Annotated in this window: 26 protein-coding genes; 18 read left to right on the top strand and 8 right to left on the bottom strand. The window is 67.4% G+C overall.

Annotated features, from left to right (window positions below; translation table 11 throughout):
* The first annotated feature begins 1 nt into the window (after position 1).
* Positions 2 to 577 carry a TetR/AcrR family transcriptional regulator gene (locus tag EV653_RS32620; protein ID WP_134108622.1) on the top strand — a complete coding sequence of 192 codons (576 nt, stop codon included), beginning with the start codon at positions 2 to 4 and terminating at the stop codon, positions 575 to 577.
* A 96-nt stretch (positions 578 to 673) separates the two neighbouring features.
* Positions 674 to 1,654 (top strand): hypothetical protein, encoded by a 981-nt coding sequence (locus tag EV653_RS32615; protein ID WP_134108620.1) that lies wholly within the window; start codon positions 674 to 676, stop codon positions 1,652 to 1,654.
* 24 nt (positions 1,655 to 1,678) lie between these two features.
* Here the strand turns inward: EV653_RS32615 and EV653_RS32610 are convergent, their stop codons facing one another.
* Positions 1,679 to 2,254: a histidine phosphatase family protein gene (locus EV653_RS32610; protein ID WP_238160583.1), complete on the bottom strand. Its 576-nt coding sequence runs from the start codon at positions 2,252 to 2,254 to the stop codon at positions 1,679 to 1,681.
* Between the two features lie 107 nt (positions 2,255 to 2,361).
* Here EV653_RS32610 and EV653_RS32605 point away from each other — a divergent pair, with 107 nt between their 5' ends.
* The 6 genes from EV653_RS32605 to EV653_RS32580 all read left to right on the top strand — a co-directional run bounded on the left by EV653_RS32605 (position 2,362) and on the right by EV653_RS32580 (position 9,996).
* Positions 2,362 to 3,390, top strand: a complete 1,029-nt coding sequence (locus EV653_RS32605; RefSeq protein WP_238160582.1) for a LacI family DNA-binding transcriptional regulator — start codon at positions 2,362 to 2,364, stop codon at positions 3,388 to 3,390.
* 19 nt (positions 3,391 to 3,409) lie between these two features.
* Positions 3,410 to 4,705: a sugar ABC transporter substrate-binding protein gene (locus EV653_RS32600; protein ID WP_134108614.1), complete on the top strand. Its 1,296-nt coding sequence runs from the start codon at positions 3,410 to 3,412 to the stop codon at positions 4,703 to 4,705.
* A gap of 293 nt (positions 4,706 to 4,998) precedes the next feature.
* On the top strand, positions 4,999 to 5,772 hold the full coding sequence (locus EV653_RS32595; RefSeq protein WP_238160581.1) for a carbohydrate ABC transporter permease: 774 nt from the start codon (positions 4,999 to 5,001) through the stop codon (positions 5,770 to 5,772).
* Complete coding sequence (locus EV653_RS32590; protein ID WP_134108610.1) at positions 5,772 to 6,584, top strand: carbohydrate ABC transporter permease; 813 nt, start codon at positions 5,772 to 5,774, stop codon at positions 6,582 to 6,584. Before EV653_RS32595 ends, EV653_RS32590 begins: the two co-directional genes overlap by 1 nt.
* A 10-nt stretch (positions 6,585 to 6,594) precedes the next feature.
* Entirely contained in the window at positions 6,595 to 8,169 is a 1,575-nt protein-coding gene (locus EV653_RS32585; RefSeq protein ID WP_134108608.1) for a glucoamylase family protein, read from the top strand.
* A 12-nt stretch (positions 8,170 to 8,181) separates the two neighbouring features.
* Positions 8,182 to 9,996: a GH39 family glycosyl hydrolase gene (locus EV653_RS32580; RefSeq protein WP_134108606.1), complete on the top strand. Its 1,815-nt coding sequence runs from the start codon at positions 8,182 to 8,184 to the stop codon at positions 9,994 to 9,996.
* On the opposite strand, the gene EV653_RS32575 is transcribed toward EV653_RS32580, so the two are convergent.
* Complete coding sequence (locus EV653_RS32575; protein WP_134108604.1) at positions 9,902 to 10,663, bottom strand: FadR/GntR family transcriptional regulator; 762 nt, start codon at positions 10,661 to 10,663, stop codon at positions 9,902 to 9,904. The two genes, EV653_RS32580 and EV653_RS32575, sit on opposite strands and share 95 nt — an antisense overlap.
* A gap of 189 nt (positions 10,664 to 10,852) precedes the next feature.
* Between EV653_RS32575 and EV653_RS32570 the strand changes: the two genes are divergently transcribed.
* The 4 genes from EV653_RS32570 to EV653_RS32555 are packed head-to-tail and all read left to right on the top strand — an operon-like array spanning position 10,853 to position 15,260.
* A complete protein-coding gene (locus EV653_RS32570; RefSeq protein WP_166679641.1) occupies positions 10,853 to 12,124 on the top strand; it encodes an ABC transporter substrate-binding protein in 1,272 nt (423 codons plus the stop codon).
* Positions 12,124 to 13,071 carry a carbohydrate ABC transporter permease gene (locus tag EV653_RS32565; RefSeq protein WP_238160580.1) on the top strand — a complete coding sequence of 316 codons (948 nt, stop codon included), beginning with the start codon at positions 12,124 to 12,126 and terminating at the stop codon, positions 13,069 to 13,071. Before EV653_RS32570 ends, EV653_RS32565 begins: the two co-directional genes overlap by 1 nt.
* Positions 13,061 to 13,909 carry a carbohydrate ABC transporter permease gene (locus EV653_RS32560; RefSeq protein ID WP_134108600.1) on the top strand — a complete coding sequence of 283 codons (849 nt, stop codon included), beginning with the start codon at positions 13,061 to 13,063 and terminating at the stop codon, positions 13,907 to 13,909. The genes EV653_RS32565 and EV653_RS32560 overlap by 11 nt, the downstream gene beginning before the upstream one ends.
* Before the next feature lie 43 nt (positions 13,910 to 13,952).
* Complete coding sequence (locus EV653_RS32555; protein WP_134108598.1) at positions 13,953 to 15,260, top strand: alpha-L-fucosidase; 1,308 nt, start codon at positions 13,953 to 13,955, stop codon at positions 15,258 to 15,260.
* Between the two features lie 115 nt (positions 15,261 to 15,375).
* On the opposite strand, the gene EV653_RS32550 is transcribed toward EV653_RS32555, so the two are convergent.
* Positions 15,376 to 15,930 (bottom strand): MaoC family dehydratase, encoded by a 555-nt coding sequence (locus EV653_RS32550; RefSeq protein ID WP_370359028.1) that lies wholly within the window; start codon positions 15,928 to 15,930, stop codon positions 15,376 to 15,378.
* A gap of 47 nt (positions 15,931 to 15,977) precedes the next feature.
* The gene (locus EV653_RS32545) at positions 15,978 to 16,508 is read right to left on the bottom strand and encodes a general stress protein (RefSeq protein WP_134108594.1); all 531 of its coding nucleotides are present in this window, start codon (positions 16,506 to 16,508) and stop codon (positions 15,978 to 15,980) included.
* Between the two features lie 75 nt (positions 16,509 to 16,583).
* On the opposite strand from EV653_RS32545, the gene EV653_RS32540 reads away from it, so the two are divergent.
* Together EV653_RS32540 and EV653_RS32535 are read left to right on the top strand one after the other, a co-directional pair.
* Positions 16,584 to 17,690, top strand: coding sequence for a magnesium and cobalt transport protein CorA (locus EV653_RS32540; RefSeq protein WP_238160579.1), 1,107 nt, complete (start codon positions 16,584 to 16,586; stop codon positions 17,688 to 17,690).
* A 175-nt stretch (positions 17,691 to 17,865) separates the two neighbouring features.
* The gene (locus EV653_RS32535; RefSeq protein ID WP_134108592.1) at positions 17,866 to 18,891 is read left to right on the top strand and encodes an ArsR/SmtB family transcription factor; all 1,026 of its coding nucleotides are present in this window, start codon (positions 17,866 to 17,868) and stop codon (positions 18,889 to 18,891) included.
* A 73-nt stretch (positions 18,892 to 18,964) separates the two neighbouring features.
* On the opposite strand, the gene EV653_RS32530 is transcribed toward EV653_RS32535, so the two are convergent.
* Together EV653_RS32530 and EV653_RS32525 are read right to left on the bottom strand one after the other, a co-directional pair.
* The gene (locus EV653_RS32530; protein WP_134108590.1) at positions 18,965 to 20,155 is read right to left on the bottom strand and encodes an acyl-CoA dehydrogenase family protein; all 1,191 of its coding nucleotides are present in this window, start codon (positions 20,153 to 20,155) and stop codon (positions 18,965 to 18,967) included.
* 107 nt (positions 20,156 to 20,262) lie between these two features.
* Positions 20,263 to 21,711, bottom strand: a complete 1,449-nt coding sequence (locus tag EV653_RS32525; RefSeq protein WP_134108588.1) for a serine/threonine-protein kinase — start codon at positions 21,709 to 21,711, stop codon at positions 20,263 to 20,265.
* A gap of 131 nt (positions 21,712 to 21,842) precedes the next feature.
* Between EV653_RS32525 and EV653_RS32520 the strand changes: the two genes are divergently transcribed.
* From EV653_RS32520 to EV653_RS32510, 3 genes are read left to right on the top strand one after another with little or no spacing between them, the layout of a single operon-like run.
* A complete protein-coding gene (locus tag EV653_RS32520) occupies positions 21,843 to 22,499 on the top strand; it encodes a peptidylprolyl isomerase (protein ID WP_134108586.1) in 657 nt (218 codons plus the stop codon).
* Between the two features lie 41 nt (positions 22,500 to 22,540).
* On the top strand, positions 22,541 to 23,164 hold the full coding sequence (locus EV653_RS41410) for a VOC family protein (RefSeq protein WP_166679640.1): 624 nt from the start codon (positions 22,541 to 22,543) through the stop codon (positions 23,162 to 23,164).
* Between the two features lie 7 nt (positions 23,165 to 23,171).
* Entirely contained in the window at positions 23,172 to 23,906 is a 735-nt protein-coding gene (locus tag EV653_RS32510) for a hypothetical protein (RefSeq protein WP_134108582.1), read from the top strand.
* Here the strand turns inward: EV653_RS32510 and EV653_RS32505 are convergent.
* Entirely contained in the window at positions 23,903 to 24,865 is a 963-nt protein-coding gene (locus tag EV653_RS32505; protein ID WP_134108580.1) for an HpcH/HpaI aldolase/citrate lyase family protein, read from the bottom strand. The two genes, EV653_RS32510 and EV653_RS32505, sit on opposite strands and share 4 nt — an antisense overlap.
* A gap of 96 nt (positions 24,866 to 24,961) precedes the next feature.
* Between EV653_RS32505 and EV653_RS32500 the strand changes: the two genes are divergently transcribed.
* Complete coding sequence (locus tag EV653_RS32500) at positions 24,962 to 25,489, top strand: hypothetical protein (protein WP_134108578.1); 528 nt, start codon at positions 24,962 to 24,964, stop codon at positions 25,487 to 25,489.
* A gap of 84 nt (positions 25,490 to 25,573) precedes the next feature.
* Here the strand turns inward: EV653_RS32500 and EV653_RS32495 are convergent, their stop codons facing one another.
* Positions 25,574 to 26,542, bottom strand: a complete 969-nt coding sequence (locus tag EV653_RS32495) for a transcriptional regulator TrmB (RefSeq protein WP_134108576.1) — start codon at positions 26,540 to 26,542, stop codon at positions 25,574 to 25,576.
* Between the last annotated feature and the right edge of the window lie 87 nt (positions 26,543 to 26,629).

The following is a 26,629-nucleotide window of genomic DNA, read 5'->3' as shown; positions in this document are numbered from 1 at the left end:
CATGCCAACCCAGACACGCCGCGAGCGGGCTCGCGAGGAGCGCCGTACGCTGATCCTCCGCGCCGCCCGCGACCTCGCCGAGTCCGAGGGCTGGGACGCCGTCACCACCCGCCGGCTGGCCGAAGCCGTCGACTACAGCCAGCCCGTCCTGTACGGCCACTTCAAGAACATGGACGCGATCGCCGACGCGGTCGCCCTGGAAGGCATCGCGGAGCTGACCGAGGTCTTCCGCGCCGCCCGCTCGAGCGCGACGGACGACACGGCCGGGCTGCGCGCGCTGGCGCAGGCCTATCTCGAATATGCCGACCAGCACCCGGCCGTCTACGAAGCGATGTTCGTCCGCCGAACCGACCTGCAGTTCGGCCGGTCGGAGACGCCGGCGTCACTCACCGACGCATTCAACGAGATCCGCGCCGTGGTGGAACCTTTCGCGACTGACGACCCGGAAAGCCTCACCGAGGTCTTCTGGAGCGCCCTCCACGGCATCGCCACCCTCACCCACGGCCGCCGCCTCCGCTCCACCCACCACCAGGCGCGCCTCGAAACCCTCGTCAGCCGTTTCATCGGAAACAAATAGCCGGCCGCTGCCGAAAAACTTCCGGGAATCAACCGTCGGCGAGGTTGTCCACAGGGCGTACGGCGAGAGCGCGCGGAATCCGTCATCCTGGGGCGGGTGGAGTGGTGGTGGAGCGGGCCGTTGCGCGACAAGGGGATCGACGAGTTGATCCACGAGCAAGGGCAGATCGTCTCGCGAGCCCAGCTGCTCGCTGCTGCCTGGCCGGACCACCGCATTCGCAGACCGCTGCGGAACAGGCGCTGGCGGACCGTTCATCCCGGCGTCTACGTCACCCACACCGGACCGATCGGATACAGCGAACGCTTGCTGGCCGCGCTGCTGTACGCCGGACCGGAGGCAGCGTGGAGCCACTACACCGCCGCGGAGCAACTCGGTCTGCTGAAACCGGACGCCCATCGGCCCGTCTTCGTGACTGTTCCGGAGCGCCGGAAGGTCCGGCCGCGGTCCGGGATCGTCGTGCACCGCGACCCGCACTGGGCCGACCGACTCGCGCCGGTCGCCCCACCCCGGCGTACCCCAGCCGACGCCGTCCTCGACATCGTGGGTATCAGTCCATCGCTCGACCACGCCGCCGCGGTGATCGCCGAGGCGTGCCAGAGCGGCCGGGTGGTTCCGGCGGACATTCTGAACTCGCTGGCCGATCGCCCGCGGCTGCGGCACCGCGGCAAGCTGCGGCCGATCATCGCCGATGTGGTTGCCGGATCACACTCGCTGCTGGAGATCCGCTACCTGCGGGACGTCGAACGCCGGCACATGCTGCCGCGCGGGCAACGGCAGCGCGCCGTGGACGGCGAGTTCACCGACGTCTTCTACGCCGGATTCAATCTGGTGGTGGAGCTCGATGGGCGCCTTCACCTCGTGCCGCGGCAACGGTGGCGGGACCTGGACCGGGACAACCGCGCAACGTTGCGCGCCGAGGCGACGCTGCGCTACGGCTGGTTCGACGTCACCGATCGCCCGTGCGAGGCCGCCGTACAGGTCCTTCGGGTGCTCCGCCGGACGAATCCGTTTCTCACCGCCACCCCATGCTCCCCAACTTGTCCCGTCGTGGATCTCCGGAACATTTCTGCCAGGTAGTGCGGGAAAGGTTCCGCGAAGTGCCTAGCTGTTCCACTGGAGGATGGCGGGGGAGCCTCGTTCCCAGCCGAGGGTGGAGAGGGTGGCGGTGTTGAGGACGAAGTGACGGCCTTCGGTGACGTCGAGTTCCAGCCAGCGTGCGGTGAGGCCGCGCAGTGCGTGTGAGTGGCCGAAGACCAGGACATCTCCCGGTACGGCGGCGATGCGGGCGACGACGCGGTCGAGGCGCGCGGTGATCTCGGCGGGCGTTTCGCCGTGGGGTACCGGATCGTCCCATACCGTCCAGCCCGGGACGGTCTTGCGGATCTCCGCGGTGGTGATGCCTTCGTAATCGCCGTAGTTCCACTCGACCAGGTCGTCGTCGACCTCGGCGTCGGGGTAGCCGGCCAGTTCCGCCGTACGCCGCGCGCGCTGCCGCGGTGAGGTCAGCACCAGGTCGAACGACTCCCCCGCGAGGCGCTCCTTCAGCCCCGCCGCGACACGCTCGCCCTCGGGTGTCAGCGGGAGATCGGTGACGGACGTGTGCCGACCCGATCTGCTCCATTCGGTCTCGCCGTGCCGAACCAGGAAGACCCGGTCGTCCCGCTCCTGTGTGGTCACGCCTGCATCCTCGCAGACCGTCGGCCGACGATGCGTGAGCCCTTGACCGTTTGAACGATCCAGGGCAGGGTATCGAAACTGTAAGCGCTTCCACTTTCCCTCCAGGAGTGAGCACCGTGGCATCCGGACCCACCGGCCGGCCGGCGACGATCTACGACGTCGCGGCCCTCGCGAAGCTGTCGATCGCGACGGTTTCGCGTGTCCTGCAAGGGACCGGACCGGTTTCGGCGAAGGCGCGGGCGCGGGTGGACCAGGCGGCGCAGGAGCTCAACTACGTACCGTTGCGTGCCGCGCGGAGTCTCGCCGTACAACGGCACGAGGCGCACGGGCTCGTGCTGCCGGACCTCGCCGGTCCGTTCTACGGGGATCTGCTGATGGGGTACGAGCGCTGGGTCGGCGAGCACGGTCAGAGCGTCATCATCACCGTGACGCACGGCAACCCGGATCCGCGACGCAGTGTGATGGACCTGGCCGGCCGGGTCGACGGGATAGTTGTCCACGGCAACGCTCTCGAACTGCCGACGATCCAGGCGCTGCAGAAGGCCGGCGTGCCGTTGGTGCTGATCGCCCATCCTCCCCTCCGCAGCTGCGACTCGGTCCGCACCGAGTCGGCGGGAAGCGCCCGGGCCCTGACCACCCGACTGCTGGACCACGGCCGCACCAACCTGATCTTCGTCGGCGATCCGTCCAGCGGGTACGACGTCACCGAGCGGTACGCCGGATTCGCGAAGGCACTCGAGGCCCGCGGGCTGCAGGTGCCGAAGCCGGTCCAGGTTCCGCTGACTGAGGAGTCCGGGCGGGCAGTGGCCGAACAGTTGCTACAGGCAAGCGGTTCGCGGCCCGACGGGCTGGTGTGTGCGAACGACGAGTTGGCGCTGGCCGCGATGAGTGTACTGGCGGCCAACGGGGTCAGGGTCCCCGAGGAGGTTGTGGTGACGGGATGGGACGACGTGATGGCGGCTCGGTACGTGTCGCCTGGGTTGACGACGGTGCGGCAGCCGATGGCCGAACTGGGGCGGCTGGCGGCGCAGCGCCTGCATGAGCGGGTGACCGGAGAACGGTCGCGCGCACGGAACGACGTACTGGCGACACAACTCGTGCTGCGGGACAGCTGCGGCACGAACCGGGGGATGTAACCGAGTGAGGAGACAACAGATGTTCACCCACAGCATCCGCCGCCGGCTGGTGATCGGCAGCGCTGCACTCACCGCCACCGCGCTGGCGCTTGCCGGTTGCGGCCGGTCGAGCGACTCCCCCGACGCGGGCTCACAGGCTACGACGACCGTCAGCCAAGGACCCGCGACCGGGAACCTGACCATCTGGGCGATGGGCACCGAGGGCGAGAACCTGCCCAAACTGATGGAGCAGTTCAAACAGGCCAACCCGGGCGTGAACGTGACCGTCACGCCGATCCCGTGGGACGCGGCGCACAGCAAGTTCACCACCGCGATCACCGCGAACACGCTGCCGGACGCCGCGATGGTCGGCACCACCTGGATGGGTGAGTTCGCCGACCTCGGCGCGCTCGACCCGACCCCGCAGGGCTTCGATAACTCGGGCTTCTACCCGGGCGCGCTGGACACGACGAAGGTCGGCGGGACGCAGTACGGCGTTCCCTGGTACGTCGAGACGCGGCTGGTCTTCTACCGCAAGGATCTCGCCGCGAAGGCCGGTTTCAGCACTCCTCCGACGGACTGGGACGGGCTGAAGGCGATGGCGAAGGCAATGAAGGACAAGGCCGGCGCGAAGTACGGGATCAACCTGCAGCCGGGCGGCACCGGGTCCTGGCAGACCGTGATGCCGTTCGCGTGGTCCGCCGGGGCGAACATCACCAGTGACGACCAGAAGTCGTTCACGTTCGACACGCCGGAGATGCAGGAGGGGCTCAAGTACTACCAGAGCTTCTTCACCGACAAGCTCGCCGGGACGGACCTGCCGCCGAACCAGACCGAGGCGCAGTTCGTGAACGGGCAGGTGCCGATGTTCATCTCCGGTCCGTGGATGGCCGGGTCCGTGGCGAAGGCGGGCGGGGACGCGATCAAGCCGAACATCGGCGTGTTCCAGCTGCCGAAGAACAAGACCGCGACGTCGTTCGTCGGCGGGTCGGACTTCGTCGTGTTCAAGTCGTCGAAGAACAAGGACAGCGCCTGGAAGCTGGTCAAGTGGCTGTCGGACGCGAAGACGCAGGCTTCGTGGTTCAAGATGTCGTCGGACCTGCCGGCCGTGAAGAGCGCGTGGCAGGACCCGAGCATCGCGTCCGACCCGCTGCTGCCGGTCTTCGGCAAGCAACTCGACGACGCGAAGGCGCCGCCGGCCATCGTCAACTGGGAGCAGATCGCGGCCCAGTTCGACTCCGAGATCGAAAAGATGACCAAGGCCGGCCAGTCCCCCGCCGACACCGCAAAAGCTATCCAGACGAAAGCAACGCAGATCGGCGCTGGCGGTAGCTGATGAGCTCCAAAGAAACCGCCCGCCCGCCGGGCCTGCGGCCCGGCGGGCGGGCGGGAGAAGAAGCCGGAGCAACGGCGGAGCCGGGAGCCCGGCCGGAGGCCTTAGCAGGCGGCCCGGGACCCCGGCCGTCGGCTGGGGCGGGGCGCTCGCGGGCGGCTGGATCGGGCGGCGCCGCCGCCCCTCGCCGTGCCGGGCGGCTCGATCGCCAGACCGCGGCGGCTTGGGTGCTGATCCTGCCGTTTGTGCTGTTGTTTCTGGCGTTTACGGCTGGGCCGGTGCTTGGGTCGTTGGGGATGAGTTTTACCGATATCCGGCAGCGGGATCTGCGGACGCCGTTCTCGGTGAACGGGGTCGGGTTCGGGAACTACGTCAAGGCGTTCCAGGACGAGACGTTCCGCAAGGCGGCGTTCAACACGGCGTACTTCGTCGTGATCGGCGTGCCGTTGACACTGGTGGTGGCGCTGGCGGCCGCGGTGCTGCTGGACCGCGGGGTCAAGCGGTTCCAGGCGCTGTTCAAGGTCGGGTACTACCTGCCCGTGGTGACGTCGATCGTCGCGATCGCGGTGATCTGGCGGTTCGTGCTGGCGCCCGACTCCGGCCTCCTCAACACCGTGCTCGGCTGGGTCGGGATCGACGGACCCAACTGGCTGGCGTCGAAGACGTGGGCGATGCCGTCGCTGATCGCGATGGCGGTCTGGCGGAACTTCGGCTCCGCGATGATCATCTTCCTGGCCGGTCTGCAAGGCATCCCGCAGTCGGTCGAGGAGGCCGGCCAGATCGACGGTGCGAGCTCCTGGCAACGATTCCGGTACCTGATCATGCCGTTGCTCAGGCCAACGATCCTGTTCACCAGCGTGACCACCGGCATCGGCTACCTGCAGTTCTTCGAGGAACCGTTCGTGATGACCCAGGGCGGCCCGTTGGACAGCACGATCTCGGTCTCGATGTACACCTACAACCAGTTCGGCTTCGGCAACTACGGGTTGGCCACGGCGATGGCGTACATCCTGTTCGTCGTGATCGCGGTGATCACGTTCATCCAGTTCCGGCTGCTGAGGGAGAAGTGATGCGCCGTACCTGGTGGATCTACCTGATCGGGGTGCTCGGCCTGGTGGCCGTGGCCGCGCCGTTCCTCTGGATGGTGCTCGGCAGCTTCAAGACGCAGGGCGAACTGCTCCGCGTCCCACCGACGTGGTGGCCGCAGGACGCGACCACGCAGAACTACAACGACCTGTTCAGCAAGGCGAACTTCCCGCGGTACTTCGTCAACTCGACACTGGTCGCGCTGGTCGTGACGGCCGGGAACCTGACCTTCTGCTCGATGATCGGGTACGCGCTGGCCAAGCTGCGGTTCAAGGGCCGCAACGCGCTGTTCGTGCTGGTGATGGCCACGTTGATGATCCCGGGCATGGTCACGTTCGTCCCGTTGTTCGTGCTCGTCACCAACGCCGGGCTGGCGAACAGCTACCCCGGCCTGATCCTGCCGTTCCTGGTCTCGCCGTTCGGCGTCTTCCTGATGCGGCAGTTCTTCCTCGGGCTGCCGGACGACCTGATGGACGCCGGCCGCGTCGACGGCAGCGGCGAGCTGGGCATCTTCGCCCGGATCATGCTGCCGCTGACCAGGCCCGCGCTGGCCACGCTCGGCATCCTCACCTTCCTCGGCTCCTGGAACAACTTCCTCTGGCCGCTGGTGATCGCCCAGACCGAGGACAAGTACACCCTTCCCGTTGCCCTGGCGCTGTACTCGACCGGACAGAACGCGCAGAACTACGGCCTGCTGATGGCCGGCGCGGTCGTCGTCGTGCTGCCGGTGCTGGTGATGTTCCTGGCCTTCCAGCGCCACGTCACCAAGGGCATCGCCATTACCGGACTCAAATAGGAGAACTCTGATGACCGCCACCATCAGTCGCCGGACCTTACTCGCATCGACCGGGGCGCTTGCGCTTGCCGGAGCCGCGTCACCCGCCTTCGGGGGAACGCCCGATCCCGCCACCCTGCTCAAAGGCGGATGGAAGCCGAGCCGCGAAGACAAGGCCCTGGTCGGGCGGTGGGCCCGTGACACCTGGCGCAGCCTCGTCGCGATGACGGACGAGCACACCGGCCTGCCGGCCGACAACATCGGTGAGTCCGTGACCAGCCCGGTGCGGAGCAACTACACCTCACCCACCAACATCGGCGGCTACTTGTGGAGCACGGTTGTCGCCAAGCACCTCGGCATCATCTCGCCGCAGGAGTCGTTGCGGCGGATCACGCAGACGCTGACGACGATGAAGAACGCCGTCCATCACGAGCCGAGCGGGATGTACTTCAACTGGTACGACGAGGCCACCGGCGCAGTGCGGTACGTCGATCCGGACGGCACCAAGCCGATCACGCCGTTCGTCTCGAGTGTCGACAACGCGTGGTTCGCCTGCGCGCTGATGGTCGTCCGCAACGCCGAGCCGCGCGCTCGCGCCCTGGCAGACTCCGTGCTCGGCCGGATGAACTTCAAGTTCTACTACAACCCCGACGCCCGGCCCGGCGGCCTGATGCGCGGCGGATTCTTCGAGACGCCGCCGCCGGACGAGGAGACCGACAAGGGCAACCACGCCGGCGTCGGCCCGGACGTTTACTACCGCAAGTTCCACTACGACACCTGCAACACCGAGGCGCGGATCGCCGGCTACATGGGCTTCGCACTCGGTCAGGTCCCGCACACGCAGTACTTCGCGACGTACCGCACCTTCCCGGACACGTGCGACTGGTCGTGGGTGGAGCAGAAGCCGAAGGGCGTGCACCGCACGTACCTCGGGCTCGACGTCTTCGAAGGCACCTACTCGTACCGCGGCATGCGGATCGTCCCGTCGTGGGGTGGCGACATGTTCGAGTCGCTGATGCCCGACCTGTTCGTCCCGGAGGCGACCTGGGCGCCGCGCAGCTGGGGCATCAACCACCCGCTCACGGTCCGCGCGCAGATCGAGCACGGCCTCGACGACGCTCGCTACGGCTACTGGGGTTTTTCGCCTGCGTCGAACCCCAAGGGCGGGTATTCCGTCTACGGCGTCGAGCCGCTCGGGATGGATCCCGGCGGCTATCCGTCCGACCTCGAAGGCACCAACTACGACGGCGGCTTCGAGGGCTGTCGTGAGGGCACCAACCCGAACCCGACGTACGGCGACGGCGTCGTCACGCCGCACGCGGCCTTCCTCGCGATGGCATACGCACCGCGGCAGGCGATCGACAACCTGCACAAGATCGAGACGAACCTGCACGCGTACGGCGGCGGCGGTTTCTACGACTCGGTCGCGGTGAAGTCAGGGCTGATCGCGAAGCGGTACCTGTCCCTCGACCAGGCCATGGTGATGGGTGCTATCGGCAACGTGTTCGGCAACGACCTGATCCGGCGGAGCTTCGGCAGCCCGACGGTGGAGAGCCGGATCCGGCCGCTGATCGGGATGGAACAGTTCGAATCCGGCCTCGAATAGGAGACCTCCTTCATGCAGAACGACGCCCAGAGATCGGCACGGACGGACTGGGACGAGCGGATCGCGCTCCGCAGCGACGAGGAGCGCGAGTTCGCCTTCCCGGACCTCGATCCACCCAAGGAGGTCCGTGCGGTCGGCGGTGTCGGTCAGGTGACGATCGACTGGACCCCGGTCGACGGCGCCGCCGGGTACCTGATCCTTCGGGGCATCGGTGAGCGCGGTCCGCTGCAGCCGGTCGACCATCACAGCGGCGACGTGCTGTCGGTCCCGTCGCCGCCGTACGTCGACACGACCGTCACCGCGGGGACGCCGTACCGCTATGCGGTGGCGAGCGTTCCCGAGGTGACGGTGCTGGACGGGCGGCCGAGCCAGACCGTCGGCGCCGTACCCCTCGTTGCCGATGGCATCGTTCCGACGGTCGAGGTGACCGTGGATGTGGTAGCCGCCGGCACCGAGTTGGCCAAGCCGTGGGTGCCGATGATCGGCAGCGAACGACTCAGCCAGCTGCTCTGCACCGATCGGACCGGCGGGCACGAGATCGGGGTGGAGCTCGAGGACGCGCTGCGCAGGATGCACGACGAGATCGGCGTACGCACGGTTCGCGCGCACGCGATCTTTCACGACGACACGCACGTGATCACCGGCTCCGGTTACGACTTCTCGGTCGTGGACACGATCTACGACAAGCTGCTCGCGATCGGGTTGCGGCCGGTGGTCGAGCTCGGCTTCATGCCCCGCGAGCTGGCGTCCGACCCGTCGAAGACGGTCTTCGAGTACGGCGCGATCATCTCGCCGCCGGCGTCGTACGACGCGTGGTACGACCTGGTCCGCGCACTGGTCCAGCATCTCGTCGACAGGTACGGCCTGGACGAGGTGCTGACCTGGGACTTCGAGGTCTGGAACGAGGCGAACCTCGAGGTCTTCTGGTCCGGCACGAAGACCGAATGGCTGCAGCTCTACGACGTATCCGCGGCGGCCGTGAAGTCGGTCGATCCCCGCCTCGCGGTCGGCGGCCCGTCCTCCGCCGCGGCGGGCTGGGTCGACGACCTGCTCGACCATACCAAACGGTATGGTACGCCGATCGACTTCGTCTCCACGCACACCTACGGCTCGCCACCGCTCGACGTACGGGCGTCGTTGGAGCGGCACGGGTACGGTGACCTGCGGATCCTGTGGACCGAGTGGGGCGTGACGCCGACGCACTTCAACCCGATCAACGACTCGGTGTTCTCCGGGGTGTTCCTGCTCCGCGGGATGAAGTCCGCGGCCGGCCGGATCGACGCACTCTCGTACTGGGTCGCGTCGGACCACTTCGAAGAGCTCGGTCGTCCACCGCGTCTGCTGCACGGCGGATTCGGCCTGCAAACCGTTGGCGGGTTGGCGAAACCGCGCTACCACGCGATGACTCTCCTGAGCCGACTCGGCCCGGTCGAGCTCCCCGTCACCCTCACCGGCGACGGGGCCGACAGCCTCATCGAGGCCTGGGCGTCCCGCGATCGCGACCGCGTCGCCGTACTGCTGTGGAACCTCACGCTTGATCAGACGAAGGCGAACGGCGCATCGGAGCTGACGCGAAACATCCGTCTAGAGCTACCCGGCGTTGATCCGTCCTGGCAGGCGACTGCAACCACGCTCGCGGTCGGCGCAGCTGATGTAGCGACGGCGGCGCAGGGTCTGCCGGACTGGCCGACAGACGACCAGCTCGCCGAGCTGGCCCAACAGACCAAGCTCGTCAGTACTCCACTGGAGTTGCACGACGGAACGGTCGAACTGTCCCTCCCGATGCCTTCCGCAGTTCTGGTGGAGCTTCGTCTTCGTCGAGGTTGACGGCCTCCTGGATCCACCGCTCCACCCCCGCGATGTGCACCGTCGCCCAGGACCTGGCCACCTCCGGCTCGCGCCCCTCGATCGCATCGAGGATGGCGCGATGCTCGGCCAGCGTCCGGGCGACAGCATCGCTCTGCGTCAGTCCCCGCCAGATCCGCGCCCGGTACGTCGGTTGCCGCAGACTGTCGATGATCGAGGCCAACGCGCGATTGCCGCTCCCCAGCGCCACCACCTTGTGGAACTCCACGTCGCTGGTCAGCAGATCCTCGACCGCCGGCTCCGGCCCCAACTCGTCGAGCATCTTGCGGAGTGCCGCGATGTCGTCGTCGGCCATCCGCAACGCCGCCCGGGCCGCCGCGGCCGGCTCGAGAATCCGCCGTACCTCGAAGAACTCCAGCACCGACGCGTCCTGATGCAGGTCGAGGACGAAACCCATCGTCTCCATCAGCAGCGACGGATCGAGACTGGTGACGAACGTGCCGTCGCCCTGCCGGACCTCCAGCACCCGGATCAGCGCGAGCGCCTTCACCGCCTCGCGCAACGAGTTCCGGGACAGGCCGAGCCGCGCGGCCAGGTCGGCCTCGCGCGGCAAGCGATCGCCGGGCCGCAGCTCCCCGGCCACGATCATCTGCTTGATCCGATCGATCGCCTCGTCGGTGACGCGCATCGCCCCACCTCCTGAATCTGCTGAGACATCCGATGTTCCTGCACCATACATCGGATGTCTAGGGCGGGATTGCCGGTTCAGGTCGTGAATTATGGCTCTGAGGTGTTGACTGCACCAAATGCCTCCGACTATAGATCGGATGAATCAGCACCTTTCTTGAATTTCAAGCACTGTCCCTGGAGGTCAGCGATGAAAGCAACACCGGCGCGGACACGCCGCTGGGTCACCGCCGCTCTGTCGGTTCTGGCCCTGACCGCCGTGACCGCCTGCGGGGGCAACAACGGCAGTAGCGGCAGTAGTTCGGGATCGGCCGACAAGGCAGACCTGACCTGGGCGTTCTGGGTCGCGGGCAGCGAGGACCAGGCTGCCTGGCAGAAGGTCGCCGACCAGGCCCATACCGATCACGCCGGGATCACCGTCAAGCTCCAAGGCGCTCCCTGGGACAGTTACTGGTCGAAGATCGGGACCACGCTGGCCGGCGGCAAAGCTCCCTGCATCATCGGCATGCAGAGTCTGCGGATGGCGTCCTACGCCAATGCGATGCTGCCGTTGGACGACCTGATGAAGAAGTACGGCCTGAAGGCCGAAGACTTCGACAAGCCGATCATGGACGGCCTGAAGGCGGACGGGAAACAGATCGCGATCCCGTACGACTCGGGCCCGATGGTGATCTTCTACAACAAGGACATGTTCAAGGCCGCCGGCGTCGCGGACCCGAAGCCGGGCTGGACGATGGACGATTTCAAGGCCGCCGCGAAGAAGCTGACCGCCGCCGGTAAGACCGGCCTGGTGACGACCCCCGGCGACCTCGGCACGATGTCCTGGGTGCGGACGATGACCGGCGCGGAGCCGCTGGCCGACGGCAAGCTCAACCTGACCGACTCGAAGTTCGAGCAGGGCTTCTCGCAGTACGCCGACTTCGTCAAGACCGACAAGATCGCCCCGCAGGTGCCGGGTGGCAACCCGGACTTCGAGACCCAGCAGTTCACCGGCGGCAAGGCGGCAATGCAGCTGAACGGTCCGTGGTCGCTGATCGACACCAAGGGCAAGGTCAAGTTCAACCTCGGGATCGCGCCGATCCCGGCCGGTCCGGACGGCTCCAAGACCTACACCGCCGGCTCGGGCTTCGGTATCGCCCGGTCCTGCAAGACGCCCGACGCGGCCTTCCAGGCCATCATGTCGATGACGAGTGAGAAGCCGCTGACGGTGCTGGCCCAGGCCGGCCGCGCGTACCCGGCGCGTACCGTGGCGCATCCGGTCTGGTTCACCGCCGCGAACATCGCCGGCGCGAAGGAGACGATCGACTACGCCTCCGAGCACTCGATCCCGCTGGTCACCTCGAAGAACTGGGTCCAGGTGGCCGATCTGCTCAACCGGTTCGGGACGCAGGCGCTGAACGGCGAGATCCCGCCGGACCAGGCGCTGAAGACCATCCAGGACCAGGCGGGCGCTGGTTCCTGATGGCCGCCGTCAACACAACGGTCGCCCCGACCGGTACGTCGCCTGCGCGCGACGACCGGCCGGGGCGCCGGCCCGCGTTGCGACGGGACGGGCGGTACGCGTCGGTCTTCCTGGCTCCAAGCCTCGGCGGGCTGGCCCTGTTCACACTGTTCCCGACCGCGATGGCGCTCGGCATCAGCCTGTTCGACTGGCCGGTGTTCGGCACCCGCTCGTTCCTCGGCCTCGACAACTACTCGCATCTGCTGCACGACCCGGTGTTCCGCCGGGTGGTGCTCAACACCGTGCTGTTCGTGGTGCTGTACGTGCCGCTGAACGTGGTCGTCTCGCTCGGGCTCGCGGTCTGGCTCGGCCCGCAGATCAAGGGCCGGCAGATCTTCCGGGTGCTGTTCTTCATCCCGGTGATGACGCCGATGGTCGCCAACGTGATGGTCTGGCGGCTGCTGTTCCAGCCCGGCGGGCTGATCGACGGCGGCCTGCAGAGCTGGTTCGGCATCGACGCGCCGAACTTCCTCGGCTCGTCGACCTGGGCCATGCCGGCGATCGTGACGATGTCGATCTGGCAGGGCTTCGGGTACAACTTCCTGGTCTTCTCGGCCGCGCTCGACCAGGTGCCGCAGTCACAGCTGGAGTCCGCGCAGATCGACGGCGCCGGGCCGTTGCAGCGGTTCCGCTACATCACCTGGCCGATGATCACCCCGTCGATGTTCTTCGCCACCACGATGACGCTGATCACCTCGTTCCAGGTGTTCGCGCAGCCGTTCATCCTGACCCAGGGCGGCCCGGGCGTGGCCACCCAGACCATCGTCATGTACGTCTACAACCAGGGCTGGCAGTTCCTCACGATGGGGCTGGCCTCGGCGGCCGGCTGGGTGCTGTTCGTGATCATCATGGGCATCACCGCGATCCAGTTCCTCGGCCAGAAGCGGTGGGTGAACTATGACGTCTGAGACCAACAGCGCCGTCCGCAAGGTCCGCAGCGGCGTCTCGCACACCCTGCTGATCATCGTCGCGATCGTCTTCCTCGGCCCGTTGGTGTACGCCGAGTCGACGTCGCTGAAACCCGCCGACGAGGTGTTCACGCCGACACCGCACCTGTTCGGCTCCGAGATCCGCTGGCAGAACTACGCGGACGCGTTCACCTTCGCGCCGTTCGACCGCTACTTCCTCAACAGCCTGTTCGTGGCGGTGGCCGGCACGCTGGTGGTGGTCGTTGCCTCGAGCATGTCGGCGTACGCCTTCGCGCGGCTGAAATTCAGGGGCCGTGAGCAACTGTTCGTACTGTTCCTCGGCACGCTGATGGTGCCGCAGGAAGTTCTGATCGTGCCGATGTACTGGTTGATGCAGTCGCTCGGCTGGGTGGACAGCTACTGGGCGCTGATCCTGCCCTGGGCGTTCACGGCGTTCGGCACGTTCCTGCTGCGGCAGTTCTTCCTCACCGTCCCGGCCGAGCTCGAGGAGGCGGCCCGGGTGGACGGGTGCGGTCCGTTCGGCTCATTCTTCCGGATCATGCTCCCGCTCGCGCGGCCGGCCATCGCCGTACTCACCGTCTTCACCTTCATCAGTTTCTGGGGCAGCTTCCTGTGGCCGTTGATCATCATCAACAGTGTCGAGGACAAGGGCACGGTGCCGTTGGGCCTGGCGCAGTTCGTCGGCCAGCAGGGCACGCAGTGGAACCTGATGATGGCGGCGTCGGTGATGGCGATGATCCCGACCGTGCTGCTCGTCATCATGCTGCAGAAACACCTTGTCCGCGGCCTGCTCGTCACCGGGCTCGGCGGCCGTTGAACCCCGCCCCTCCCCTTCTTTCCTTCCTTCATTAGGAGTTCTGATGACTGATGCGCCTCCCGCGGCTTCTGTCGAGAAGTTCCGCGACTGGCGGTTCGGCCTGTTCGTCCACTGGGGCCTGTACTCGTTGCCGGCCCGGCACGAGTGGGTGAAGAACCGTGAACGGCTGACCGACGAGGACTACCAGCCGTACTTCGACCACTTCGAGCCGGACCTCTACGACCCGCGCAAGTGGGCCGCTGCCGCCCGTGGCGCCGGGATGAAGTACGCCGTACTCACGACCAAGCACCACGAGGGCTTCTGCCTGTGGGACTCCGAGGTGTCCGACTACACGGTCGCGCACACCGCCTGGGGTGCAGGCAAGGATCTCGTGAAGCAGTTCGTCGAGGCGTGCCGGGCCGAGGGGCTCGGGGTCGGGTTCTACCACTCGCTGATCGACTGGCACCACCCGGAGTTCCCGATCGACGTCCTCCACCCGCAGCGGTACGACGAGGAAGCGCAGGCGAAGGCGGCCGGCCGGGACATCCAGGTGTACGCCGACTACCTGCATGCGCAGACGCGTGAACTGCTGACGAACTACGGGCCGATCGACATCATGTGGTTCGACTTCTCGTACCCGAACCGGAACCGCGAGGACGGTCTCCCCGGACCGGGCAACGGCAAGGGCAAGGACGAGTGGCGCTCCGTCGAGCTGATGGCGATGGTCCGCGAGCTGCAGCCGGACATCCTGATCAACGACCGGCTGGACATCCCCGGGGACTTCGTGACGCCGGAGCAGTACCAGCCGGACGGTCCGATGGAGCGCGACGGCGTACCGGTGCTGTGGGAGGCCTGCCAGACGCTCAACGGCAGCTGGGGCTATGACCGGGACAACCTGGACTGGAAGTCACCGGAGACGCTGGTGAAGATGCTGGTCGACTCGGTCTCCAAGGACGGCAACCTGCTGCTCAACGTCGGTCCGACCGGGCGCGGCGAGTTCGACCCACGAGCGCTCGCGACGCTGGCGTCGATCGGTGAATGGATGCGGTTGCACGAGCGGTCGATCCGCGGCGCGCGGCCCTCGGAGTACACACCGCCCACCGACGCCCGCTACACCCAGAAGGGCAACCGCCTCTACCTGCACCTGTTCTCCTGGCCGATGGGCCACGTCCACCTCCCCGGCCTGGGCGGAAAGGTCAAGTACGCCCAACTCCTGAACGACGCCTCGGAGATCAAGCGAATCCCCAACGACCCGAACCAAACCGCCCAGAACACGCGCATGGGCGGCGTCTCCCCCGACACGCTAACCCTCAAACTCCCCATCCAACGCCCAAACGTCGAGGTCCCGGTGATCGAGCTCTTCCTGAGCTGACCCCTCACCCTCCACCGTCTGGTGGGTATACCCACCAGACGGTGGGTTGGCCAACGGGATTCCGGTTGGCCAACCCACCGGGGCATGGGTATACCCACCAGACGGGGTGGTGAGGTCAGGATGCTGGGGTGGGGCGGGCGGGCTGTTCGCCGCCCCGGCTTTCCAGGTAGCTGTTTTTCGGGACCATTACCTTGCGGCGGAAGAGGCAGACTACGGTGCCGTCCTGTTTGTAGCCCTTGGTTTCTACGTGGACTATGCCGCGGTCGTCCTTCGACTTCGACTCCCACTTGTCCAGTACTACGGTCTCGCCGTAGATGGTGTCGCCGTGGAAGGTGGGGGCGACGTGGCGGAGGGACTCGATCTCGAGGTTCGCGATCGCCTTGCCACTGACGTCAGGGACCGACATGCCGAGCAGGATCGAGTAGATGTAGTTGCCGACCACAACGTTCTTGCCGAACTGGGTGGTCTGCTCGGCGTAGTGCGTGTCCAGGTGCAGCGGATGATGGTTCATCGTCAGCAGGCAGAACAGGTGGTCGTCGTACTCCGTCACCGTCTTGCCCGGCCAGTGCTTGTAGACGGCACCGACCTCGAACTCCTCGTAGCTGCGCCCGAACTGCATCGCGGTTCCTCCTCGGTCCTGGATTCCCCATGCTGCCGGGTCCAGGCGCATCCGGACCGTGGTCTGGCTCTCACCGAGGCGAGAGATACGTCACCCGCTCAGTCCTGGGTCGGCTGCTGCACAGGCTGGTCGGGCATGACCGGGTGGACCTCACCCTTCAGCGCCAGCTTGGCCAGGTGGTTCCGGGCCTCTTCAGCCAACTTGAAGTCGCACAGTACGTCGTACGTCGTGGCCACCACGGCAGTCCGCGAGGTGAAGTCACGCCGGCCCGCGGACTGCGCATAGCTCAGGCCGCCGAACACCAATCCGAAGAACGCACCGAGCACCACACCGGTGAGCAGCGCGGCGAGCCAGTTGCCCGTCGTGAACAGCCCCAGCAACAGACCGACGAACAGACCGAACCAGGCGCCGCTGGCCAGACCTGCCGTCAGCGCGCGGCCCCATGTGAGCCGGCCGGTGATCTTCTCCACCTGGCGCAGGTTGTTGCCGACGATGGTCGTGTGCTGCACCGGGAACTTCTCGTCCGAGAGATAGTCGACAGCTCGCTGCGCCTCCCGGTAGGTGTCGTACGTCCCGATCGTCAGACCGGTCGGTCTGGGGTCCATCGAGGGCATGCCCTGCGTGGTCATCGTCGTTCCTCTCCACGTGCGTCCACCCCCATCATTGCCGACAGCTGGTTACCGCGTCTTGATAGCCTCGCCGTGATGGCCGGGCGACGGTGGGACATGGGCGCGACACGCCGAGTAGGACGGGCCTTCGCCCGCCGCAGTGGCGCTGACGGCCGTATGCCGGACGAGGTCGTCACCGGCAAGCTCGAGGGCGCCCTGATCGACTGGGGTCTCTACCGCGACGGCGTACGCGACCAGCGGGTCAATTCGTACACCGACGCGCTGGACCGGGCCCGGCACGGCCAGGGGTTCGTCTGGATCGGCTTGTTCGAGCCGACCGAACACCAGCTCGCCATCATCGGCCAGGAGTTCGGTCTGCACCCGCTGGCGCTCGAGGACGCGTCGGAGGCACACCAGCGCCCCAAGCTCGAGCGGTACGCCGACACGCTCTTCGCGGTCTTCAAGACGGTCACGTACGTCCCGCACCGGGATCTGACCGCTACGAGCGAGGTGGTAGCGACTGGCGAGGTCATGGTCTTCTGCGGCGCCGGGTTCGTCGTCACGGTCCGGCACGGTGAGCACAGTGAGCTGACCGGACTGCGCCAGGAGCTGGAGAAGGAACCGAAACGGCTGGCCGCCGGTCCAGGCGCAGTACTGCACGCGATCGCCGACCACGTCGTAGACCGGTACCTGGAGGTCGCGGATGCCGTGCAGGCCGACATCGACTCGATCGAGACCGGCATGTTCACACCGCGTGGCTGGCGGAACATCGACAAGGTCTACCAGCTGAAGCGCGAGGTCCTGGAGCTGAAGCGGGCCGTGGCGCCGCTGACCGGTCCTATGCGCGCACTGTCGACCCTGCGGAATCCGCTGATCGCCGAGGAGACCAGGAACTACTTCCGCGACGTCGACGACCACCTGCAGCGAGTGAAGGAGCAGGTGATCTCGTTCGACGAGCTGCTCAGCTCGATCCTGCAGGCCGGGCTGGCGCAGCTGCAGGTGGCCGAGAACGAGGATATGAGGCGGATCTCGGCCTGGGTCGCCATCCTCGCGGTCCCCACGATGATCGCGGGAATCTACGGCATGAACTTCGACTACATGCCCGAACTGCGCCTCAAGTACGCGTACTTCGTCGTCCTGGGAGTCATGGCGTCCGCGTGTTTCGTCCTTTACCGCTTGTTCAAGCGGAACCACTGGCTGTGATCCAAGGGTTCTCTGCCGTCCGATAGGCGACTTGGCAACCTTTTGCCATGGCCGGGAGTACCTGCGGATTGGAATGTTCAAACGGTTGTGGACCGATCCGCTGCCTTGATTGAATTCTGCCGTCGCGTTCGGTCAGGAATCGAGCACGTTCTGCGACCAAGGGGAGGGACCTGCGGTGCTTCGAATCCACTTCACGCCACGGGATCTCGCCCGCGTCACCGTCGCGACCAAGCCGGCGCCGCTCTGGGAGGTGCTGCTCAGCCTGCACATGCTGCAGCACTCCGACGGCCGGCTGATCTTCGAGGACTGGCGCCGCCAGGTGCGAGCCAGGGTCGCGCCGGACCAGATGCGGCTGCTGCTGGAGCTGACCCCCTCGAAGGGCTACTCCCCCGACTTCCTGACACCCGCGGAGGCCGCACCGGACTTCGACTCCGCGCTGGAGCAGGCGCTGGCGACGCCCCGGCAACAGCTCCGCAGCCAGCTCGACCTGCTCGGGACGTACCGGCCGGCATCGCCGTGGACCAGAGAGCTGGCGCAGGGCAGCCGGATGTCGATGCACAAGCTCGGCCGGGCCATCCGGACATACCACGACGCGGCCATCGCGCCGTACTGGAAGTCGATCGGCACGCATGTGTCCGCGGACCACGCCCATCGTGGCGAGGCGCTGGCCCGGCACGGGGTGGACCGGCTGCTGTCGTCGCTGCACCCGCGGGTCCGGTGGGTGGCGCCGGTCCTGCAGGTGCTGGACATGAACGACCGCGATCTGTATCTCGATGGCAGGGGAATCGAGTTGCAGCCCTCGGCGTTCTGCTGGCAGGTACCGACCAAGCTGCGGGACCCGGACCTCAAACCGATCCTGGTGTACCCGATCCAGCACGCGCCGGGGATCCTGCGGCAGGCGTCGGCGGAGGCTGCCGAGTCTGCGCCGTCGAGTGACCCGCTGGGCTCACTGCTCGGCTCGACCCGCGCGGTCGCCCTGGAGGCGACCGTCAGCGGCTGTACGACGACGGAGCTGGCGAAGTGCTGCAGCATCTCCCCGGCCGCGGCCAGCCACCAGGCGACGGTACTGCGGGAGGCCGGCCTGATCACGACCCGCAGGGACGGCGCGTCGGTGCGCCACGAGATCACCCAGCTGGGCATCTGGCTGCTGTCCGGCTACGGCTCCGGTCACTCCCGGCCTCCGGCGCGGACACCCGTCTAGCCACCTGATCCCCTGCCCCGCCGCACGCTGGGCCGACCGGCACCGCCCCGCCTGTCGACCCAGCGTGCGGCCGTCAGAGCTTGTAGTCCTCGAGCAGGCGGCGGCCGATGATCATGCGCTGGATGTCGGCCGTGCCCTCTCCGATCAGGAGCATGGGCGCTTCCCGGTAGAGGCGCTCGATCTCGTACTCCTTGGAGAAGCCGTACCCGCCGTGGATGCGGAACGAGTCCTCCACCACCTGGGCGCAGTACTCACTCGCCAGGTACTTCGCCACGCCGGCCTCGAAGTCGTTGCGGGAGCCGCTGTCCTTCTTCCGGGCCGCTTTCACCATCAGCTCGTGTGCCGCCTCGACCTTGACCGCCATGTCGGCCAGCCGGAACAGCACCGCCTGGTGGTCGGCGATCTTCTTGCCGAACGTCTCCCGCTGCTGCGCGTACGAGATACCAAGCTCGAACGCCCGCCGCGCCACACCGCAACCACGCGCCGCGACGTTCACCCGGCCGACCTCGACGCCGTCCATCATCTGGTAGAAACCCTTGCCCGGTACGCCACCGAGGATCTGCGCGCCGTCGATCCGGTAGCCGTCGAAGACCAGTTCGGTGGTGTCGACGCCCTTGTAGCCCATCTTCTCGATCTTGCCGGGAATCGTGAGGCCCTTGTCGACCTCACCGAACCCGGGCTCCTTCTCGACCAAGAACGTGGTCATGTTCTTGTAGACCGAGTCCTGCCCCTCGTCGGTCTTCACCAGGACCGCGACCAGGTTCGACGAGCCGCCGTTGGTCAGCCACATCTTCTGGCCGTTGATCACGTAGCCGTCGCCCTCGCGGGTGGCCTTGGTCTTGATCGCGGCGACGTCGGAACCGCAGCCTGGTTCGGACATCGAGAACGCGCCGCGGACCTCACCGGTCGCCATCCGCGGCAGGTACTTCTGCTTCTGCTCGTCGGTGCCGTGCTGCAGCAGAATGTACGCGACGATGAAGTGCGTGTTGATGATGCCGGAGACGCTCATCCAGCCGCGGGCGATCTCCTCGACGCAGAGTGCGTACGTGAGCAGCGATTCGCCCAGGCCGCCGTACTCCTCGGGGATCATCAGCCCGAACAGGCCGAGCTCCTTGAGGCCCTCGACGATCTCGGTCGGGTACTCGTCGCGGTGCTCGAGCTCGGTGGCGACCGGGAGGATCTCCGCCTCGACGAACGCGCGGACCGTCTTCAGGATCTCCTCCTGGATGTCGGTCAGGCCCTCGGTCTGCTGCAACCTGCTCATCGTGCGTCTCCTTCGGCCGGCTTACCCGTGAGTATCGCGGCTTTCAGCATCCCGGCACGAGGGTGACACCCGCTGTGACATCGACCACCTGAGGGAGGTCGCGTGGCTCACTCGTTGTTGTCGTGGCCCGGGCGTGGGAGCGCCTGCCCGATGGACTGGAACAGAGCAGCGATCTGCGGGGTCGCCTGCCAGCGGTGGCGCTGCTGCGCCTCGAACAGCCGCTGCCGGGCTTCGTAGAAGTTCCGGGCAGCCGCGCCCATGTCGCCGTGGTCGATCGCCTCCGCAGCCCGGTCCAGCTGCTGCGCCGCGTCGCGTGGTGCCTTGCTGTGGCTGCCCTGCTGCGTCGCGCGGACCTGGGCGGCCAGCGTGCGCAGGTTTTGCAGCAGAGCCGCCTGCGGGTTCTGCTGCGTCGGCTTGGGAGTCTGCTTGGGGGAGGGCTTCTTCGACGGAGTCTTCGAAGGCGTCGGCTCGGGCTTCGGTGTGGTCTTTGGTGCGCTGGTCGCCTTCACCACGGGCGCTGACGGCGTACCACCGGCCTGCGCCGGCGGATCGGTCGTCACACCGGACCGAAGCAGCAGAGCGGCTACCACACCAGCAACGACGACAGCGGCCGCTACACCGATCTTTGCCAGTGGGAGCGTACGTCGCGGTGCTCGGTGTCCGCTCGCAGCAGCCTGGTCGTCGTCGTCCTCCCACCTGCCGACGCCGAGAACGTCCTCTGCTGCAGGCGGTGTGAACGCCAGCACCTGGGTCTGGTTGGCCGGTGCGAGGAGTGCAGCCACGTCAGCGGCCGACGACGGGCGGTCTGCCGGGCTCTTCGCCAGCAGGTGCGTGACGAGGTTCGACAGCTCCGGCGGTACGTCGGTACGCGTGATCGGCGGCGGGGGTGCGTCGAGGTGCTGGCGCATCACCACGTCGACGGTCGGCCCGGTGAACGGCGGCGTACCGGTCAGGAGCTCATGCAGGACGCAGCCGAACGAGTACCAGTCGCTGGCGGGCGTGGCTGGTTCGCCACGGACCTGCTCCGGCGACACGTACGACGCCGTACCGAGCAGAACGCCCAGTCCGGTCGTCTCGTTGCCGGCGCGCTTGGCGATGCCGAAGTCGGTCATCTTGAGCGTGCCGTCGGGGGCCAGCAGGAGGTTGCCCGGCTTCACGTCGCGGTGGACGATCCCGGCCTCGTGCGCGGCGTCCAGCGCGCGGGCGCCCTGGGTGGCGATGTCGGTGACCAGATCGGCTGTCGGGAGCCCCGCAGTACGCATGAGCTTCTGGAGGTCGGGCCCCTGGACCAGCTCCATCACCAGGAACACGTGGTCGCCGGCAGCGCCTACGTCGTACGTCGCAACCACGTTCGGATGGGACAGCCGCGCTGCAGCCTGTGCCTCCGCCTGGAAGCGCTGCACCGCGTCCATAGGGTCGCCGTCGAGACTCCTCAGGAGTTTGACCGCTACCTGCCGGGCGAGGACGGTGTCCTCGGCCTGCCAGACCTCACCTGCACCGCCCCTGCCGAGCAGAGACACCAACCGGTACCGACCTGCCAGTACCTCGCCGTTCACAAACCACACCTTCCGCAGTGGACCGCAACACCTTAGGCGGGAAGCGCGGGATGATCGAGTCCGCGGCCGAAACCTTGAGCAAGCCTTCCGGAACCTCTGCAGACTGCGATCGGAGTACTACGGTGTGTCGCATGAAGCGATCGATACCCGCCCTGGTCGCGGCCGCCCTCGTCGCCGCGACGCTGACCACTTCGACGGCGTCCGCAACGCCCGTCCGGCACCCGAAGCCGGTGGTGACGTGCGAGTTCACGCCCACACCCGAGAACCCGGCCGCCAAACCGGTGCGGATCCCGTCCGCGAAGGCGCGCGCGAAGGGCACGGTCGACGTGTTCTTCGTGACGAATTACGGACCGTTCGTCGTCCGGATGGACCGGGCCAACGCGCCGTGCGGGGTGCACAACTTCGTGCACCTGGTGAAGAGCCGGTTCTACGACTCGACGCAGTGCTTCCGGCTGACGAACTCGGCGCGGCTCGGCGTACTGCAGTGCGGCGACATCTACCGCCAGGAGGAAGGCGGACCGGGGTACAAGTTCCCGGACGAGGTGACCGGTCAGGAGACGTACCCGCGCGGCACTGTTGCTTACGGCAACCAAGGCCCGGGCACCAACGGCTCCGAGTTCTTCGTCGTGCATTCGTTCGCGAACATCGCGCCGAACTACACCGTCCTCGGGCACGTGATCGCCGGCATGTCGACGTTCGACCGCATGGTCGCCGCCGGTATCGCCGACCCCGACCAGGACGGCCCGCCGGTGAAGCCGATCCGCATCTACAAGGTCTGGAGCCGCTGAGGGGGAGGGTAATTCCCCGCCTCCCGGCCTTACCGTGGCGTGTGGGCACCCGCGGACGACCGAGACATCCCGACGTACTGACGCCTGCCGAGTGGCGGGTGGTGCACCTGGTGCGCCACGGGATGTCGAACCGCGAGATCGCGCAGCGCCGCGGGGTCAGCGTCGACGCGGTCAAGTTCCACGTCGCGAACGCCTTGCTGAAGCTCGGCCTGCACCGCCGGGCCGAGCTTCGCAGCTGGCGCGGTGTGCCCGCCGACAGTGCCCTACAAGGACAAGGAGGCGTCGACATGATGCAACTGGGCGCAATTGGACAGATCTCCCGCCCGGTCACCGATATCGAGAAAGCGGTGGCGTTCTACGGCGACGTACTGGGGCTCCCCCACCTCTACACCTTCGGAGACCTGGCGTTCTTCGACTGCGGCGGCACCCGTCTGTTCCTCAGCACCACCGAAACTGCCGGCGAGCCGTCGATCATCTACTTCCGCGTCGACAACATCCAGACCGCGTACGACGACCTCTCCGCCCGCGGCGTCGAGTTCGAGCAGGCCCCCCACCTGATCCACAAACACGACAACGGCGTCGAAGAGTGGATGGCCTTCTTCCCCGACCCCGACGGCCACCTCCTCGCGATCATGGCCCAGGTGGGAACCCCGGATCCGGCATGATCGCCTGGTGATCGAGGACAGCGATGGTGGCAGCCTGAGCCGGATCGAACGTAGCGTCTGTGCCCTCGTCGGCATCGCCGCCGCAGGTGCGGGAGGCGTTGCCGTTTTCGTCGACGGAAGCAACATCGGCGGCGTACCGCTCCTGATCGGCGTCGGTGCGCTCTTCGGTTATCTTGCCGTGTCCGGCCAGCGGCTCAGTCAGGTGAAGGTCGGAGGCAACGAGGCGTCGTTCATCGGGCGCATCCTGCGGGACCCCAGCATGTCCGACGCTGCGAAGGCCGAGGTTGCCGAGCGACTGGACGACGTCGCGCTACCGGCCGGGACGCAGCGGGCCGTGGACGAGGTGCGGCGCGCGCAGATGCTTGCCGAGGAATACCGCTTGGCGGTGACGGCCGCGGTGGAGCGGGTGGCTGGCGGCGACATCGCGGCACGAGCCGAACTGGGCCGACCGCCGCAGGACTGGGATCTGCTGCTGCGAACGGACGGCGGCCAGGCGATCGGGATCGAGATCAAGCGACGGTCCCGTCCTGTCCCCGCCACCGAGCTCACCGAACTGCTCCAACTGACCGCAACTTACAGTTCCACCGAGTTGGGTCTGATCGTCATCAACCAGCCGTTGGCTGGTGGAGTCCGGTACGACGGGGACGGAAAGCTCTGGCTGTCGGTGTCCTGGAGCAGCCCTGCCGACGACGGGCAGCTCGCGGCCGCCATACAGGAACTACTCGAGAAATCCGGCCGCTAGTCCGCCGGCGCTTGCCAGACGTCGGTGCGGGCGAGGCCGGCGGCGCGGCCCTTGGCGGAGATGACCAGGGCCATTTTGCGGGAGGCCTCGTCGATCATTTCGTCGCCGAGCATCACTGCGCCGCGGGCGCCGCCTGCGGCCGACGTGTAGTGGTCGTACGCGTCGAGGATGTTCTCGGCGTGGTCGTAGTCGTCCTGGCGGGGCGAGTAGACCTCGTTGGCGGCGGCGATCTGGTCGGGGTGCAGGACCCACTTGCCGTCGAAGCCGAGGGCGGCCGAGCGGCCCGCGACGCGGCGGAAGCCGTCGACGTCCTTGATCTGCAGGTACGGGCCGTCGATCGCCTGCTTGCCGTGCGCCCGCGCGGCCATCAGGATCTGCATCAGGATGTAGTGGTACGCGTCGCCGACGTCGTACCCGGGCGGCTGCTCGCCGACCACCAGGGACTTCATGTTGATCGACGCCATGAAGTCGGCCGGGCCGAAGATGATCGTCTCGACCCGCGGCGAGGCCTGCGCGATCGCGTTCACGTTGGTCAGGCCGAGTGCGTTCTCGATCTGCGCCTCGATGCCGATCCGGCCCGGCTCGTAGCCGTGCACCTTCTCCAGTTGGCTGAGCAGCAGGTCGAGCGCGACCACCTGCTCGGCGGTCTGCACCTTCGGCAGCATGATGCAGTCGAGGTTCGCGCCGGCGCCGGCGACGACCTCGATCACATCGGCGTACGTCCACTCGGTGGTCCAGTCGTTCACCCGGACCACGCGGAGCTTGGTGCCCCAGCCGCCCTCGTTCAGCGCGGCGACGATGTTCTTCCGGGCGTCCGCCTTCGCGATCGGCGCGACCGAGTCCTCGAGGTCCAGGAACACCTGGTCCGCATCCAGCCCCTTCGCCTTGGCCAGGAACCGCGGGTTGGACCCGGGCGTGGCCAGACACGACCGCCGACTGCGTAGAACCTGCTCCGACATCTGACCTCCACTCGGTTACCCACCGGTCACCGGCAGCGTACGGCGAAACGCACGCGACCTGCCCGGTGACATCGCTCACTGTGACACTCTTGGCCCGTGGAGAACGCCGACGCTGTGACGGAGATCGCCGGAGTGATGAAGAAGGCCGGTCTCGTCTGGCTGTCCTGGAACGGCGGACGCCCCGCACCGGCGTGGTTCGCAACCGTCGACGGGCAGTACGTCGTACTCGCGGACGCAGGCGAGAGCGCGGAGCAGCCACTGCCCGGACTCGCCACGGCCGGGACGGCGGAGGTCGTCGTACCGGCCAAACCGGCGACTAACCGCCTGGCGGCCTGGACCGCGACCGTACGGCGGCTGGAGCCCGGGACCGATGAGTGGACGGCAGCAGCCCAGGTACTGCGGACCGAGCGCCTCAACGCGGCCGGACTGGACACGCAGCTCGACCGCTGGCAGACCGAGGCCGACATCCTCGTACTGGAGCCGACCGGCGAGATCACCGAGACACCGGGACGCTACGACGCCACTCCGCGCGCCGAGGCCCCGATCCCGACCAGTGCGACCACCCGCGGCAAGCCACCCAGGACCCTGCACCGCCCGATCCGCCGTCGCCCCAAGCTCAGCTGACTCCTGGGCTGACTCGTGGGCTGACTCGTGGGCTGACTCCTGGGCTGACTCATGGGCTGACTCATGGGCTGACTCATGGGCTGACTACAGCCAGCCGCGGTCCCGGGCGTGCCAGCCGAGCTGCAGACGCGAGCGGGAGTGCGTCTGCTCCATCAACTGCTGCACGCGGCGCGCCACCGTGCGCCGACTGATCCCGAGCCTCGCACCGGCTGCGTCGTCCGTCAGACCTGCGACCAGTAGGGACAGCAAGTGCCGGTCCTCGGCCGACATCGCCTCCTCGGCCTCCAGACTGTTCGTTTCGGTCACCGAGAGCGGGCTGGCGCGGTTCCATACGGTTTCGAACAGCGCAACGAGTGCGTCGAGCAGACTGCACGGATGCACCAGCAGAGCAGCGTCCTGCGCCGGCGTAGCCCAGTCCAGTGGCAGCAACGCCAGCTCCCGGTCCGCTACGGCGAGCTTGGTCGGCAACACATCCGCAATACGCGCCTGCTCCCCCGCTCGCACGTGGCTGACCGCGCTGGCCGCCAGTACGGCGTCACCAAGCGCCGAGCTGTCATAGACCACGCGATACGTCACGCCGGCGCCCTGCCTCGCCAACTGCGTGCTGTTGACCTCGGCCGACACGACGTACGGCGGTGCAACCAGCTCACGCATCTCGACCCGAGCCGTCCGCTGCACCCGATCGAACGCCAGCCCCACTGCGGCCGCACCAGTCACGATCTCGATGAGTTCCTCGGTCCGCCGCGCGCCTCCCTGCCTGGTCGCCTCAGCAGCCAGCCGATACGCGGCCTTGCGGATCCGCTCGAACTCCTCCTCCTGCCGCTGCACCAACTGCTCCACGGCAAGCTCCGGCGGCACCGGAACGATCAGCTCGCCCGGAGCCGGCGTACGGTGCACGAACCCTTCGGCCTGCAGTACTTCGACGGCTCGCTGAACCTCCTCCACCGGCCACCCGAGCCGCGCGGCCAGCTCCACCGGTGAAGCAGCGCCCCACCGGATCAGGTCCAGGTACGCCGCCTCGCTCTCGGTCCCGAGCCCGGTCGATCCTTGCATGTCAGTCCCCACTTCGCCGTCGCCCGAGGTAAGAAGTCTACGAAGCGTCCTCAGCTGAGACGCACGCTCCGCGGGTTAGCCTTCGGA

Source organism: Kribbella pratensis (genome assembly GCF_004365355.1).
Taxonomy (GTDB): domain Bacteria; phylum Actinomycetota; class Actinomycetes; order Propionibacteriales; family Kribbellaceae; genus Kribbella.
Note: the sequence above shows the minus strand (reverse complement) of the source record. Positions and strands in the feature narration are given on the sequence as shown.